The organism is Mycobacterium sp. 050128 (genome assembly GCF_036409155.1).
Classification (GTDB): domain Bacteria; phylum Actinomycetota; class Actinomycetes; order Mycobacteriales; family Mycobacteriaceae; genus Mycobacterium.
On sequence record NZ_JAZGLW010000008.1, the window covers coordinates 100156 to 115185 of the forward strand.

At 65.8% G+C, this 15030-nt stretch carries 12 protein-coding genes; 5 read left to right on the plus strand and 7 right to left on the minus strand.

All coding sequences use genetic code 11. The features are described from left to right. The first annotated feature begins 226 nt into the window (after nt 1-226). Nucleotides 227-508: a hypothetical protein gene (locus SKC41_RS29930; protein WP_330981317.1), complete on the plus strand. Its 282-nt coding sequence runs from the start codon at nt 227-229 to the stop codon at nt 506-508. Here the strand turns inward: SKC41_RS29930 and mobF are convergent, their stop codons facing one another. After that, the gene (mobF, locus tag SKC41_RS29935) at nt 509-6358 is read right to left on the minus strand and encodes a MobF family relaxase (protein WP_330981335.1); all 5850 of its coding nucleotides are present in this window, start codon (nt 6356-6358) and stop codon (nt 509-511) included. It lies immediately after the preceding gene. Between the two features lie 294 nt (nt 6359-6652). Here mobF and SKC41_RS29940 point away from each other — a divergent pair, with 294 nt between their 5' ends. After that, nucleotides 6653-7117, plus strand: a complete 465-nt coding sequence (locus tag SKC41_RS29940; RefSeq protein WP_330981318.1) for a hypothetical protein — start codon at nt 6653-6655, stop codon at nt 7115-7117. 59 nt (nt 7118-7176) lie between these two features. Next, on the plus strand, nt 7177-7689 hold the full coding sequence (locus tag SKC41_RS29945; protein WP_330981319.1) for a hypothetical protein: 513 nt from the start codon (nt 7177-7179) through the stop codon (nt 7687-7689). A 22-nt stretch (nt 7690-7711) separates the two neighbouring features. On the opposite strand, the gene SKC41_RS29950 is transcribed toward SKC41_RS29945, so the two are convergent. The 4 genes from SKC41_RS29950 to SKC41_RS29965 form a co-directional block, all read right to left on the minus strand. Continuing rightward, nucleotides 7712-8299, minus strand: coding sequence for a hypothetical protein (locus tag SKC41_RS29950; protein ID WP_330981320.1), 588 nt, complete (start codon nt 8297-8299; stop codon nt 7712-7714). After that, complete coding sequence (locus tag SKC41_RS29955; RefSeq protein WP_330981321.1) at nt 8296-8664, minus strand: hypothetical protein; 369 nt, start codon at nt 8662-8664, stop codon at nt 8296-8298. The genes SKC41_RS29950 and SKC41_RS29955 overlap by 4 nt, the downstream gene beginning before the upstream one ends. Before the next feature lie 17 nt (nt 8665-8681). Then, nucleotides 8682-8921, minus strand: a complete 240-nt coding sequence (nrdH, locus tag SKC41_RS29960; protein ID WP_330981322.1) for a glutaredoxin-like protein NrdH — start codon at nt 8919-8921, stop codon at nt 8682-8684. Between the two features lie 256 nt (nt 8922-9177). Then, nucleotides 9178-11022 carry a DNA cytosine methyltransferase gene (locus SKC41_RS29965; RefSeq protein ID WP_330981323.1) on the minus strand — a complete coding sequence of 615 codons (1845 nt, stop codon included), beginning with the start codon at nt 11020-11022 and terminating at the stop codon, nt 9178-9180. Here SKC41_RS29965 and SKC41_RS29970 point away from each other — a divergent pair. Both SKC41_RS29970 and SKC41_RS29975 read left to right on the plus strand, forming a co-directional pair. Beyond that, the gene (locus SKC41_RS29970) at nt 11006-12292 is read left to right on the plus strand and encodes a hypothetical protein (protein ID WP_330981324.1); all 1287 of its coding nucleotides are present in this window, start codon (nt 11006-11008) and stop codon (nt 12290-12292) included. The two genes, SKC41_RS29965 and SKC41_RS29970, sit on opposite strands and share 17 nt — an antisense overlap. A 156-nt stretch (nt 12293-12448) precedes the next feature. Beyond that, nucleotides 12449-12682 carry a helix-turn-helix domain-containing protein gene (locus SKC41_RS29975; protein WP_330981325.1) on the plus strand — a complete coding sequence of 78 codons (234 nt, stop codon included), beginning with the start codon at nt 12449-12451 and terminating at the stop codon, nt 12680-12682. A gap of 82 nt (nt 12683-12764) precedes the next feature. Here the strand turns inward: SKC41_RS29975 and SKC41_RS29980 are convergent, their stop codons facing one another. Next, nucleotides 12765-14252: a hypothetical protein gene (locus SKC41_RS29980; RefSeq protein ID WP_330981326.1), complete on the minus strand. Its 1488-nt coding sequence runs from the start codon at nt 14250-14252 to the stop codon at nt 12765-12767. Continuing rightward, complete coding sequence (locus SKC41_RS29985) at nt 14249-14764, minus strand: hypothetical protein (protein ID WP_330981327.1); 516 nt, start codon at nt 14762-14764, stop codon at nt 14249-14251. The genes SKC41_RS29980 and SKC41_RS29985 overlap by 4 nt, the downstream gene beginning before the upstream one ends. Nucleotides 14765-15030: the final 266 nt, after the last annotated feature.

Below are 15030 nucleotides of genomic sequence, written 5' to 3' on the forward strand. Positions count from 1 at the left end.
GTCGACACCATATACAGGTCGTATTGTGCGCTCTTGGGCAGAGTGATCCGTCGGCGGTTGTCCACCTCAATCAAGTCCACGAAGTCCTCCCGTATATGACAGCGCGCTGATAATTAAACTTATCGGGTTAAACCCATCAAGTCCAATACGGCAGGAGGGTTTGGGGGTAAAAGGGCACCAGGGTATAGGGTTGGTGCGCGTTGGTCCCAACCCAAGAGGAGCACCTGTGGCGCTCACGTTCGACCCCGAGGCCGCCGACCGGTGGAGGTCGCTGTGTCTCAGTACGCAGGCCTACGAGGGGCAGGTGCGCGCCGCGGTCGCGACCATCCTGCGGTCTCTTGCGCAGTCACCGCAGGATCATCGGGTCGGGGCGATCCAGTTCCTGACGACGCCAGTGACGTGGGCGAGGACAGTCGCGGCCACCGCGGGCGCAAACTGGCTGGTGGTCTGGACCGTGGACAACGCTGACATCCGCGTTTTGAGAATTGAACCGGCGCCGTCCTTTTGATTAGTCCGGGATTCCGATGTCTCGGGCGTCGTGCTCTGGGTGGTGGCCGCGGTCGCGCAGCCAGGTGGCCTCGAGGTGACGTTGGTAGGCCGCGCGGATTGTGTTGCGGAGTTGGTGTGCGTGGTTGAGGTGTTCGCGAAGCTGTTCGTCGAGCAGGGCTGGGTGCAGGCGCTGCGCCTGGATAAGTGCGGGGTCGAGGTCGGGCGCGCGTAGGCGGCCGAGGATGGCCGAGTCCGGGGGTGCGCCGATGGCGGTGGTCCACGGTAGTTCGGTGTCGAGGAGTTGCAGGAGCCGCTGGGCAGGCTTGGGGGGCCAGGTTGGGCTGGTGGTGTCGAGCAGGATGAGGCCGGACTGGGTAGCTGCGGCGTGTTCGGCGAGGTCAGCGATGACCGCGGGGTCTGCGCTGGCGGCGTCATCGACGATGAGGAGACTGCCGGGGGGTAGCTCGGGGTGCTGCTTGCCGGTGATGCCGGCATGGGCGTCGGTGATGGTGGCTGCGGTGTCGGCGAGCTCGTCGGCGACGGCGCCTTCGGCTTGGTCTCTGGTAGGGCTGCACCAGAGCACTCTGCGGTCAGCCGATGCCGCTGCGCTGCGCAGCGTGTGCAAAGCGGCGCGGCGTTCGGCGCCGGGCTGGGCATGCACGACGGTGACCGCGAAGGGCAGCCTGGCGGTGTTGGTGATGGCGGCCGCGGCGGTGGGGGAGAGGTCGGTGACGGCGCTGGGGGCGATGTTGAGCGAGCGGTGGGGTTGGAAGCGGCTGGCGGCTTGCAGGACACGTAGCTCGGTAGCCAGGTGGTCGAGTTGGGCGGTGATGTGCTCGGCTGAACGGGTTTCGGCGGCCGCGAAGGCGGCGGCTGCCGCGAGTTCGGCGCGATCGAGGTCGCGGCGCAGCTGGGTGCAGCGACGTCGGGCCGCCAGGACGGCGCGATCGTCCTCCGAACGTACGGCGGCTAGGAGGTTGTCGACGTCGGCGCCGCTGATGACGCGCTCGGCGCCGCCTGCGGCTTGGGCACGCGCAGCGAGCGCTTCGCGCAGCGCAGCTTGGTAGCGTTCTGCGGGGGTGGTGTCGGGTAGGGCCATGAGGCGCAGCCGGACGTCGAATTTGGCCCACGCGAGGTCAAGCGGGTCGACATCGGGTTGCGACTGCAGCTTGGCGAGCTGGTCGCGGGCCCAGTCGACGTCGGCCTCTGCTGCCTCGTATTCGGCTTCAGCGTCGGCCCATTGGGCCGTGACGTCATGCAGTGCGATCAGGTAGGGGCGGTCGGCGTCGGCGCGTTGGCGCAGTTCGCGGATGCGGGGGGTGGCTTGGCGCATGGCGGGTCCGTCGCCAATCTTGGCGCGGGCATGCAGCGCGTCGTGGTCGGCCAGCGCCTGCTGGTATTCGGTGCGTAGGACCGTCAGGTCGAGCAGAGCCGCCGGCAGGGCCGGGGCATCTCCGCGTTGACGGGGTAAGTCTTCGAAGTCCAGGCCACCGAGTTCCTCAGCGCTGTCGGGCGCGGTGTTGATGGGGTCGGGCTCAACAAGTTCGGGATGCCACGGTTCGGTGGACAATTCGGTAGCGGGCATGTCGATCCTGGGGGAGTGCGGGTCGGGGGGAAGTTGCTCTTCTTCCTCGGGGTGCAGCGGGGGTTGTTCGGGCAGCGGGTGCTCGATGTGGTCGTGGTGGCCGCCGATGAGGTCGACGGTGTAGGTGATTGCTCGGGCGTATTGGTAAGCGGGGATGGTGTGGTCGGGGTCGACATCGGCGAGGTGTTCGGCGGCGACGTGGAGTAAGTCGGCGGGGGTCCAGCGGGTGGGGTCGGCGGCGTTGACCGCCGAGACGAGGCCGGGCCAGGCCGGATCGGCGATGACGGATTCAGCTGCTGCTGACCCGAACACGTTGTGCAGGTCGGCGATCCAGGTGGGGCGCAGACCGGTATGGGGGGTGTCGAGGGTGGCCGTGGAGGTGAGTTCGCCGGCAAGGCGCCACCACAGGGCGGCGGCGGGCAATTCGTCGGGCAGTGGGCGCTCGGTGGCGGCGGCGCGCACGAGGGCGGGCAGGTCGGGACGGCTGGCGGCGGCTTCGGCGAGGTGGGCGGCCAGTTGTGGCCAGTGCCCGTCGGCCCGGATGCGCGGGTCGATGGAGTCGATCAGCTGCTCATAGCGGCGGGTGTGCGGGTTTTGGGTGCGTACGACTGCTTGGGCATGGTTTTCGAGCAGTTTCTGGACGGCGCGGGCGCGCGCTGCGTACTGAGGCGGCCCGAGCAGGCTGGTGTCTTCGGCGGCCACGTGGTGCGCGGCGCGGAAGACCGCGATTTCGGCGGTGAGCTGAGGGTTAGCGGCCAGCACGGGTTTGGCCCAGGCCGGTGCGGTGGCCGGTGTCCAGTCTTGGGTGACGGATTGGCGGATCTGGTCGGCGAGCTCGGCGACGCGCTGGGCGCGCCCGCGCAGGCAGTTCCCCCAGTCCGGGTCCTCGGCGAGCGAGGTGGGGGTGGCGGGCAGCCAGCGCAGCGGGCCGATACCGGTGGAGTGGCCGCCGGTGGGGTCAATGCGCCAGTCGATCACCGCGGCTGGGTCGTGGGCGCTGAACAGTTCGCCCGCTGTCGCGGCCTCGGTCAGTGTGGTGGCGGGGTCGCGGCCGTCGGCAGCCACGAGGGCCAGGTGTTTGCACAGCACCGGCCATGCTTCTGCTCGGGTCAAACCGGGGTAGAGATGGTCGGCGGTGATGTGCAGTTGGGCCAGCAGGGCAGGCGAAGCACGATGTTGTGCGGCTTCGCCCAAGGCGTCGTAGTACATGGCCGCGGCCGCGCCCAACCGCAGGAAGGGGTCGTGGGCCTCGCGGGCGGCGCTGGTGGCCGAGATTTGCGCTCCGTCGCGTGCCAATGTCTTTGTGAGGACGTCGACGGCTGTTTCGGGGTGCGTCGCCTTGGGTGACAGCACTCGGTGCGGGTCGGATTCTGCCGTGGACAAGTAGATGTGGTTTTCGATGCGCCCGCGAGTTAGTGCCACGTAGAGCAATTGGCGGGTGAGATGTCCCGCGCCGACGATGTGGCAAGCGTGTCCGGCGGTGAGTCCTTGTGCAGAGTCAATGGTGGCTGCATAGCCCAAGGTGACGTGTTTTTTGACGTAATGGGCGGGCAGGTGCACTGTTCGGCCATTGCCTAGATGGCGGGCGGTAATGCTGCCGTTTTTGTGGGTTTCCAGGATTTGGAAGCGGTAGCCGTTGCGGACGTAATCGGTGCGGCTCATGCGTAGCCAGCGGGCGTTGCGGCGGGTGCGGATCAAATCGCCGGGCGAGGCGGCGAGCCGGTCTGAGAGGGTGATTTCGTGGCCGCGCAGGGTTGCGGGGACGGCAGACGCGAGGCGATCGAGTCGGGCCCGGGCGTTGAGGGTGTCGACGATGTCGTTGGTGGGGGCGAGCAGAATCGAGTCTCGGCCTGCGTCGAGGTCGGCGGCCCACGCGGTGTAGGCCATGTCGGCGGCGGTGTGGTCGGCGCCGACGTGTACACGGTGGTGGTCGATGTAGAACCCGAGTCCGGAGGGGTCGCCTTTGCGGATCGCGAGGGTGGCGGCGCTTTCGGCGGTGGAGGCAAAGCGGACCAGCTGAGAGAGCGTCAGGGCGCCGGTTTCGTGGGCGATGTCGCGCAGCACGCCGCCGGCGGAGATGGACGCGAGTTGGCTGTCATCACCGACAAGGCGGATGCTGGCGCCACGGGCTAAGGCATGGGTGATCACCGCGTCGAGTTCGAGTGTTCCGGCTTTGCCGGCCTCGTCAATGATGATGAGAGTGTCGCGTCCGATTTTGTTGAACCACGGTGGTGGGGCCGAGCGACTTGTCGCCCTGGCCGTGTCGGTTGACCACACGTATTTGGCGATGGTGTCGGTTGGTGCGGAGAGATCCTCGCCGAGTTCGATGGCAGCTGCCGCCGTTGGGGCCAACCCGATGATGGTCCCTCCCGAGGAGCGCCAGGCATGTGAGAGTGTGGCCATCGCGGTGGTCTTTCCGGTACCAGCCGGGGCAAGCGCCAAAGCCAGCCGGCGACCACTTCTGGCCATCTCTGCGACCAGCGCGACCTGGCCTTCGTTGAGTTGTTTGCCGCGTGCGGCCGACTCAGCCAGTGCCAGCTCGATGTCGATGTCTTCAACGGTGCGCCCGCTGAGCTGGCGGGCGGCTGCAAGGACGCGTCGCTCAGCGGCCAGCAGGTCCTCGCAGGTGTAAGTCGTGCTGCCGTGGCGGGTGTAGACGCTGGTTCCATCGCGGCGGCGCAGCTGCGCAGGCTCTCCCATTTCGCCGTCATCGACGTCGATGTGTTGGACCGACAGCGGCGCGACCAGCGCGGCGTCAGTGATCTTGGCGGCCAGGGAGCTGTCGGCAGCATGTCCGGTGCACCGGACCAGTCGCTGCGCCTCGGCTAAGACGTGGTGGCGTTGCCAGGTCGCCCGCGACTGGGCCACGGTAGCGATGACTTTCGCTGCGTGCGCGGCGATCCACTGGTCATCGACAGCTTCGAGCTGCGGGCTCGAGGCGGACAAGACCGTGCCCAGCATCGCGGTCAATTCCCGCACACCGCCCAAGATCTCGATCGCCTGGCCGCGCCACGTCTGGCGCTGTTCAGCTAATGAGCGCGGCTCGTGTTTGGCTTCGCGGGTTTCCAGAGTCGCTTGTTGGGCAAGGGCGATGGTTTCCACGTGAGTCGGTTCGCGCCCGTGGCTGGCGTGGAATTGCTTGGCCAGCTCAGCGGTGCGAGCTTCAATCGCCAGCCGCCGCGAGGACCACGCGGCCATCAGCTCGGCAGACATCCCGACGATTTCACGCACCGGCCGCTTGCTGCGTCCCTCGGCAACAACGTCAGCGAACTGCAGTTGGAGTCGCTGTCCGAGGTGGGCCTCCAGGCGCGTGTTGTACAGCTCGGAAGCCGCAACGGTGAACTGGTGCACAGGCTGCCCGTCAAGGGCCAGCCAGCGCAGCACGCCGTCAGCGCCGACGGTGGCGACCTTGTTGGAGATGGCCACATGAGTGTGAAGGTCTGGATCACCCGCGCGCGAGTCACGATGGGTGAACGCGGCTCCGATCAGCCCGGTGGTGTCGACCTGCGCGACGCCGTCAGCACCCGAGCGGGTGAACGCGGCGTGCGTTTCTAACCACGCCAGCGCATCGGCCACCGCCGCGTCATGGCATTCCTCGATGACTCTCGCGACGTCGAGCGGCGCGATCGCCCATAAGCTCGATACCGACTTCACGGGCGAAAATGTCAAGTCGTAGCCGGCGACTGCGGTGGTGCGGGCGCGGGTTTCTCGCGCGATGAAACCACTGAGTTCACGATCGTCGGAGGGCGCGCGGCCGTACTGTTCGGCGAACATTCTGCGCGCGACAACGGTGCGGATCGCAGCGCGTGTGGGCGCGTCGATGGGCGCGTTCCAGTGCAGTCCGGCTTCTTCGTTGTGGTCGCGGTAAGCCACGGCGAGGGCGCGTGTAAACGTGGTTTCGCCGTCGCGGATGTAGAACTTGCGGCCCAGTTTGGCGGCGTCGATCGCCGCGGTGCCGCGCGCTCCGCGTGCGGTTTCATTGGCTGTGATGGCGTCGGCGTTCGGGTGCAAACCCTCGCCGAACAACGCCTTCATTTGGGCCTCGGTGACCTGGGAACCTTCCGGAACGGCCCACAGCTCGGCCACATCACGTGCTGGTGCTCGGCGGGCACCGGCTGATTTCAGCGACGCCAGCCCTGAACCGATCCAGCGGCCCGGGGATTCGCCTTTCGATGAGTAGTAGTCGATCAGCGGCGCCCGCCCGCGGGCAGTGGAATCGACAGCCGCGACCTGCCGGATCAGGTATTGATACCCGTCTCCGGCCGTGAGCTTGTGCGTCGTCATCGTCACTGCAGTGCCGTCCTTTCAGGCGCACGTTAGAGACCGCAGCGACGATCTGTCCTACACAGACAGGGCAGTTCTTAAGAAACCCTCAGCCTTAATGCAAGAGGTGTGTGGTGTCTGGGGTGGCTGAAACCGGTTGGTGTGGAGGGGCTTTTGGTGTGCGGGAAGAGGGTGGTGGTCGGATGATGTTGGGGGGCACTGGTTTTTGGAGACGCAGGTGGTGGACAAATGTGGACATGGTGATGTTGGTGGTTTTGGTAGAGGGGGGCGGTGTGTTCGTCATATGGTGCGGCGATGGTGAATATCAACTCGAAATCGGCGGCACGCAAGCGGGTTCGTGAGGCGCAGCTTCGAGCGAACGAGGCGCGGGTAGAGCGGGAGCGTCAAAACGTCGACGACGCCGCATCGGTTCTCGTCGAACTTGGCCGACTGGCGGCCGTGGAGGAGTGGGAGGCAACCCGCATCCTCGAGGTGCGAGCCGAGGGGGAGCGGCGGCGCTACGAGCACCGCCAGGCCGCCGCTGCGGCAGTGGCTCGGATGCAGGGCCGCGGTGAAACGCTGGCGGCGATCGCCGCGTTGACCGGAGTCAAGACCAGCGACGTTCGCGCGGTGCTGAAGGCGGCGAGCGCGCGAACCGGGGCGGCGCCAGAAGCACTAGGCGCGGCCAACGGGGCGGCGCCAGAAGCACTAGGCGCGGCCAACGGGGCGGCGCCAGAAGCACTAGGCGCGGCCAACGGGGCGGCGCCAGAGCGGGGGTGATATGCGAATGACGCTGCGGCACAGAAGGACATGTCGGTCGCTTGGCTTAACGTAGTCGCGTGCGTGTTGAGCCAGGAGTACCGCTGCGGGTCGATCCGGTGGTGCACGCTGACGAATGCCGTCGCTTCGACTCATACGTCGTGCGAGGCCCTGACGCGAGCGACTGTGATTTTTTCACGGGCGCGATTGGTGCGGACGGCTACGGGCGGTTCTTCATCTACCGCGAGGGACGGGGGATTTGTGTGCGGCCGCACCGGTATGCGTTGGCGCGTCGGCTTGGGGTGGTGCTTCAGCCACACGAGTTGGGTTTGCACGAGTGCGATAGTCCGCTGTGCGTGAAAGTCTGTGTCCCCGAGGCGTCGTGCCAGCATGTGGTGGTGGGTACTCAGGCCGAGAATATGCGGCGTATGGCCCGGATGCGGCGTGGAGGTGGCCGGAGGGCGATTCCCAGTGATGGGTTATGGGCTCGGCGAGAGCGCTCGGTGGCATTGCGCACGGTGCTGCGGGAGCGAGGCTGGGATCGGGCGGCGGTGGAGGCGGCTCGGCTCGGTGGTATGCCGACGTTGTGGTGAGGGTGCGGGCACTGCTGGCGGTCTAGCCGGCCAGCGCTATCGGTCGTGCTGTTCGCGCATAGGAGGCGGGATTGCGATCCAGCCGGTAGACGGCAGTGTGCATGGCCCAGTAGACGGCGACGATGTAGGCGCCGGGGATGACGCTCGCCAGGTCGGGCCGACACGTCGGCCGGTTCGCGTCGTGTGCGACGGCGATGGCCAAGAGCGCGGTGTTGGCCTCGTCTACGGTGTGAAAGCGCAGTCCCGTTGGTCGTTCCCGTGTTCCATTCGCCCAGATCTTCAATTCGCGGATTTCCAGGCAGGGTGCGCCATTCGGCGTGCTGATGGCTGACGAGCAGTTGTGGTGCCGGCCGATGTGGGCGTGGCCCAACGCTTGTGAACGAACTCCAGCCGTGAGCGTCGCGGCGCACAGGAGCTGCGGGTGCACCGGATAGGGTTTGTACTGCGGTCCCCACGCATCGATCCATTCAACGGTGACGTTCTGCACGTCGATCGCGACGATGAAGCCGTAAGTGGTCTTGCACGTGTAGGTGGCGCACGTGCGGCTCATTGCGACGGGATCGGCGGCGGTGACGAGTTGGCCGATGTGGAATCCGTTGGCGCTGTTCATTGTCGTTGCCTGACGAGTTGGTGATCGATGGCGCCGGTGATGCGGTCCCATGCTGTCAAGATCGCGGGGCGCTCGTCGTTGGATGCCAGGGCGAGCGATTCCTCGAGCGCTGCTTTTGCGGCCGAGAATTGCCGCTCGGTGATCGGGTCAGCCAGGCGTCGCTCGATGGTAGCGACCGCGATCGTCCGGCCATCGCACGGGTCGACGAGTTCGTAGCTGGCAAAGGGTTCGGTGAGTTGGATGGCGCGGCGCGTGCAATCCAACTGGCCGTGGTAGGAGTCCAGGGCGGCGGTGGCGTCGCGTCGATCCGGGTGCACGCTCAGTGACAGTGCGCCGCGCTGGTGCTCGATGGTGAGGTCGTACATGGTTGGTCCTCGTGCTCTCACACGGCGGCGGCCAGGGAAGCCAGGCCCCGGAGACGGTCGGGCCGGAAGCCGCTCCAGTGTTCGGATCCGGCGACGATGACTGGCGCCTGCAGGTACCCCAGGCTCATCACGTAGTCGCGGGCCTCGGGGTTTTCGGTGATGTCCACGATGTCGTACTTCAGCCCGTTTTTGTCCAGCAATTTGCGAGTCGCGGTGCATTGAACACAGGCCGGTTTGGTGTAGAGAATGATATTCATGGGGATCTCCTAAATGGTGCCGGAATGGCGGTGCCGTTAGTTACTATTGTAACGCTTAATGCGTTGCTAGACAACCGATATGGGACTTTCTATCGAATGGATTCTGTCTCATTTCTGTCGCATCTCTTCGACTTATCGCATTTATGTCAGTCGCCGATTTATCTGGATTTAGTCACCTCCTATTCGATGCGATCTTTTGACGCGGGCCTGGCATCAGCCGAACTTTGTGTGCTGATGCCAAGCCCTGAATTCCTCTTTACTGGGCGCCGGCGAGTAGGCGGACGACGAAGCCGCCAAGCCACTGGGCAACGTTGCTCGACACTGCGTTGCCGAATCCCATCGTCTGTTCGGAGCGGTTCCCGGTGACGCGGTAGTCGTCGGGGAAACGTTGGGCACGGGCGTGCTCACGCGGGTTGAGCATTCTGAAGCGGCAGTCGCCGATCTCGATCGAGGAGGCTTCGACTAGGGCCGCAGAGTCCCGCGTGGCAACAGCGTGCAGGGGCTCTTCGGTGGTCTTGGCCTTACCTTTGCGGTAGGGGATCACCAGGGAAAGGTTGGGACGCGCGACGACTGAGGCCATGGGATCGTTGACGCTCTTGGTCATGTGGGCGATCCCCTGATAATCCAGGCCGCCGTGGTGCTTCTGGATGAAGGCGCCGGGCGGGACGGTGAGCCCTTGGTGGCCCCCACCGGTTCCGCCGCCCGTGGCCACGGCGGCTAGCGGGTCACCGATCGGGCTCACGTCGGCGTGGTTGCGTAACACGGTGATCCATGGCTGCGGAGTGAACAGGCCATCGGTCTCGCGAGTCATGCGGGTCCGAACGGGGTCGGCGGCGGTCGTCGGGTCGGTATTCCAAGAGCCTCCGGCGGGGACAACCATGGGCGGGGTCACCAGGGTGTGGGGGCGGCCGTTGGCGGTGATGGCTCCGACGGGATCGCTGATCGGTTTGACGCGGCGGGAGTCTCCGTCGTGGTAGGCGCGCCGGTCGAGCAGGAACGGGGGGCAGGCCACGCCGTCGCCGATTTTGGTGGATCGGGTTGGCATCGGGGCGCCGGCGGCGGGGTAGGCCCGCCCTTCGCCGAGGCGGCCGTGGTTGGTGGGGATCACGGTGGGTTCGGCGAACTGGGCGATTCCGGCACGGATGCGGCGCATGGTCGCAGCGGCCAGTGGCTTGGTCCGGTCGCCAATGCGCTGGCCCAGGTCGCTCCAGTCAATGGCCACCGCAGCGGGCCGGACGAAGGGTTCCACGACGCTGTGCCTGCACCTGGCGTTGGGGCACCGGTAGACGTATTGCTGGCGGTATTTTCCGATGCGGCGGCGGTCCAGGCGCTTCCAGGACTGCACGGAGTGGTTGATCTCATCGCATTCCGAGCACCAGGCCAGCGGGCGGGGCCGGATGTCGATCATCGGCAACGACACTTGTGTGAACACGATGTAAAGGCGGTCACGCCACTGGGGGGCATGGGGGTTGGTCTCGTCGCCGATATGTGCGGAGGACACGGAGATGAACTGATGGTTGTAGCCCATCTTGTCCATTGCGGCCAGCCAGACGTCGAACAGCTCCCAGGATGCGGCCTCGACGACGTTCTCGATCAGGATGATCTTGTAACGGTGAACTTCAGTGGCGCGCACGACATCCCAGAACGTGGCTCGGGTCCGGTCTAGCGCCGCTGTGGGGACGTGGCCTTCGGGCTCAAGTAAAGACAGCTGCGGGCTGCGGCGACGGGTGCCGCCAGCGGGGGAGAGCTCGGTGCAGATCGGCGATGCCCACAGCACATCGGTGTGCGGCAGCCGTCGCATGTCGTAGTTGGACACGTCGGCGATCAGGTGATCAGCGTTCGGGAAGTTCAACGCGTGGGTCTCGATGGCTTTCGACCAGTGGTTGGCTCCCAAAACCAAGGTCATTCCAGCGTTTTCCAGGCCAATGCTAGAGCCACCGAATCCACAGAAAATGTCGGTGTAGGTGATCCCAGTGGCCAGGCCGCTGGGTTGCCAGTCGCTATGCGCCGCGGCCAAGGCTGCATCAATTTCACTGAGGTGCTCAGCCGACAGCTCTGGTGCGTGCAGCTTCGCCGCTCGTGCAGTGGACGAGGTGGCCATGAGAACTCCTTATCTGGTGGTTGCCTATAGCCTACCATTTGCGGTAGCCTATAGGCAACCGCTCGAACGGGGGAATACGTTGCGCACAACCGCCACAAACGATTTGACGCTGCCTGGCATCGCACCTTCACACGCCGCGCCATCGGTTGTTCTCAGCTATGGAATGGGACTGGACTCCACCTGCCTGCTGTTGCGTTGGCTAGAGGAGCCCTCCTCGCGAGACTTTGAGCTGACCGATCTGGTCTTGGTCACTGCCTTCACTGGTGATGAGTTCGACTCGACTCGCCGGGTGGTGGAGCGCCATGTGCTGCCGCGCCTGCGTACGCATGGGGTCCGGTTCGTTCAGTGCGCCCGCTCCCGGCGACTGACCACAACTCGCGGGGACGGGGTCATCGTTTTGGACGACTCAACCGCACCGCAGCGCTTGCACTTCCGCGGCCGGTACCGCCTCAGTGATGAAATGCTGTCCCAGGGGACCATCCCCCAACTAGGTGGGTTTCGTTCGTGCTCAGTGCATTCCAAAGCTAATGCCCTCGAACCGGTGATCGCCGCACTCACGCAAGCACAGCCCTACCGGCACGCGATCGGATTTGAGGCTGGCGAGCGGGCCCGGGCACGCAAGGATTCGCTGTACAACAACGCGCGCCGAACTGGCTGGTATCCCCTGGTGGAATGGGGCTTCGATCGGGCCAAGGCCCAGGAGTACGTCACCGCGGTCACCGGCGAACCGTTTCCGAAATCAGCGTGCAGCTATTGCTGCTTCGCGATGGCCACGGAGACGGGCCGGGCCCACCAGGTCGAGCGCTACCGCGATGAGCCGCAGGCGGGCGCGCAGGCGCTGCTGCTGGAAACAGTGGCGCGCTCGCTCAACCCGCGCCAAACCCTGATCGCCGGCAGCAGCGCCACCGACCTCATCATTGGCGCCGGATTGACCGCGGTGCTCGCGGAGTTCGAAATACTCCTGGAGAATGCAACATTCGCGGTATACGAGGTGCGGCGGGTCAAAACCCACGGCGGTAAGGCGAAGCGAGCGATGACCGCGCGCTCGGTGAGCGCGATCGCGCGCGGCACCCGCATGGCGATGGACCAGCACCTGGGTAGCCTTCCGGGCCACCGCGAGATCGGCGCGGACGGAATCGCACGGCACTACCTAGAGAGCGCCGAGCGGTGCGAGCACCTGTTCGTCGTCGCGCCGGCCCTCGTTGAGGACAAACAGCGTCCCCAGTTCGAACGGATGTGGCAGGAGGCCCACAGTGAAAAGCTCTTCTGATCGATGCCCACCCGCGTCTGCGCGTGCTCTCGCGGACCGATTGGTGGCCCTTCATCACCGGCCCCTCCGGAACGTCGAGGCGTTCAGGCTGCGCAGGTGATGGCTCTCTGCGCCAGCCGGCCTGTAGGCTATGGCCCACCACGAGAGGGACGACAAGTGGCCGAAATTGATGAGGACAAGGTGCTGGCGACTGTCGGTGCCCATATTCTCCAGCGGCGCACCGAACTGGGTTTGAGTCAGCGCGACCTTGCCGCCGCCGCTGGAGTCGACCGTGCGTTCCTCGCCCGGGTAGAGCAAGGCCTGCGCAATCCCTCGGTCGTCGTGTTGGCGAAAGTTGCCCACGCAATGCACACCACCGTGGGTGCGCTGACGCGCGACATCGTCACCTGATTCTCACGTCGTATGCGACGACTTAGCGCTTGGATCAGCTGTTAGGCAGGCGAACTCGGGCAGACTCGGCCCGACCGCCGTACTACTGCCGCCAGGGGTGGGAGTCGAGCATGGTGGTCACCGCAGTAATGAGTGCGGGATCTGTTCGTGATTCTTGGGCCAATTGCTGCACCGCAGCCCCGATCCGGGCGAGGAGGCTGCCATATGCTCGAGTGGCGGCAGTGATATAGGTGTGTGCGGCGTGCGCGTGCCGAGCATCGCTATAACGCGTCGCCACGTCCTGTAGCTGCTCAGATAGGCTGGCGGCGTCGCGCTGCACCTGTGCGGCCAGGGTGCTCACCGCGTCTTTGTCGCCATGGTGCCCGTGGTCGACCAGCGCGATCTCCAGCGCATAGTCAAGATCACGCGCTCCTGCCAAGGCGTCCTCAATCGGGCCGGTGTGCGCTCGTAGTTCGGCGGCGGGGACAGGAAGGCTCAATAGTTGCGAGCTGGCGGGATCGACGACGTGGGCGCGCTCGGCGTCGGCACGGGCCTCCTCGGCGTCGCTGCGGGCCTGCTCGGCTTCGGCTCGTGCCTCTGCGGCTTGCGTTTGGGCCGTTCGCATGGCCTCGATGGCTTGCTCGGTCTGCTCGTGCGCGGCGGCCAGTTGTGCGGCGGTTTCGGCCCGCACCTGGGCTATCTCCTCGTGTGTGCGGGTGAGTGCGTCGTCGATTTCGGTCCTGGCCCGGGACTCGGCGGCCGCAACCCTGCCATCCGCGCGGCCTTGGGCCGCCGAGAGCTCCGCTGTGCACTGAGCGCGAACTTGTTCTAGTTCACCGCGTAGTTCTTCGAGGGCTTGTTCAGCGGTAGCGCGCTCTGCGGCGCGCTCGTTCAATCGTTGCTCGGCGCGCTCATCGGCGGCGCGGGCCTGCGCTTGCGCGGCGACCGCGTCGGCGGTTGCGTCGGCTCGTACGCGTTCTAAGTCGGCGCGCAGGTCTTCGAAGGCGAGCTGGGCGGTTCGTCGTTCCTCGAGGCGCTCCGCCGCGCGTTCTTCGGCGCGCTCGTTGGCGGCGCGTACCTGTTCGTGGGCGGCGGCTACTTCGGTAGCGGTGTCGGCTTTGACTCGTTCCAACTCGGATTGCAAGGCCTCGATTTCTTGTTGGGAGCTGCGAAGTTCGGCGGCGTGTTCGGCAGCCTGGAGCGCGGCGTTGGTTTTTGCTGCTCGGGCCCGCTCGCGCGCGTCGTCTGCGGCGCGCGCCGATTGGTCGGCTTCGGTACGGGCCATCTGAGCGGCCGCTTGAGCGTCACGTTTATCTTGGTCGGCCTCGCGCGCTTGCTGTTCGGCGACCGCGCGGCGATGATCCGCCTCGACGAGTTGCATCACTGGAGAGAGCTGTCGGGGTGCCGATCCCGCGCGGTTGCGGTGCTCAACGAGCTCACGCTCGGACATGGCGGCCACCGCGACCAATTCCGGCGGCGCGGGTTGACCGCACCGTTGGGCGGCCTCGACCGCGGCCGTCGCTGCCTGTCGGGTCAGCGTTGCCCAGGTTTCGACATCGAGGTTCTCGATGTTTTGCCGCAAGGTCGTCACTGGCGTCGTCGCCTGCCGGTCACCGCGACCTTGTTCGCCGGGCCTGGGGCGTCCTCAGTGTTCGTCGTGGGCGCGGATTGCACCGCCTGCGCTTCCGGCACCGGCTGTTCATGGTGGTCAGCTGCCGGGGCCGGGTCGGGGGCCGCAATGGGTGTGGGAAGTTCGTTGGTTTGCTGAGACAGAACCAACGAGAATTCATTCAGATACACCCTTACGGCGTCCCTGAGGGTCCGGTCGTCGAGGTCCTCAGCGTCGCGGAGCAATCCCCGCAGAAGCTCTAGGGCCAATTGGGGTCCTAATCCCACGGTGGCTGTCTGGCTGGCCGGTTCGATCCCGGCGGTCTCAACAACCCACACCAGGCGCTCCCAGCATCGCTGGACGGCCGCCGTGCGTTGCTGCTCGTTGCGTACTTGCTGAGAGTGACTCTCCTGCTGCTCAAGTTCGAGGCGGTGGCGCTTGCTTGCTCGCATCAGAGCAATGAGCGCGACGCCAGCCAGGACGAGAGCGGCCACGAAGGCCGCGGCTCCTCCAAATCCCGCTGAGGTGACAAATTCGCGCGCCGGCGGTAACGCTGGCATGCGTCGAGGCACCAAGAACATCGAATCTACTGGCGGAGGCGCAGCCATCGACATGAAAGAACCATACTCGCCACGACAGCCAAGGCCTTTGAGTAATGGGCTGTGGAACGGTCGTGGCGGTTAACAGGGTCGGCTTCCGCTCCGACAAATCACAGCCGGCGGGGTGGTTAACGGTGGTGGCCAACATGATGGTGGGTGGG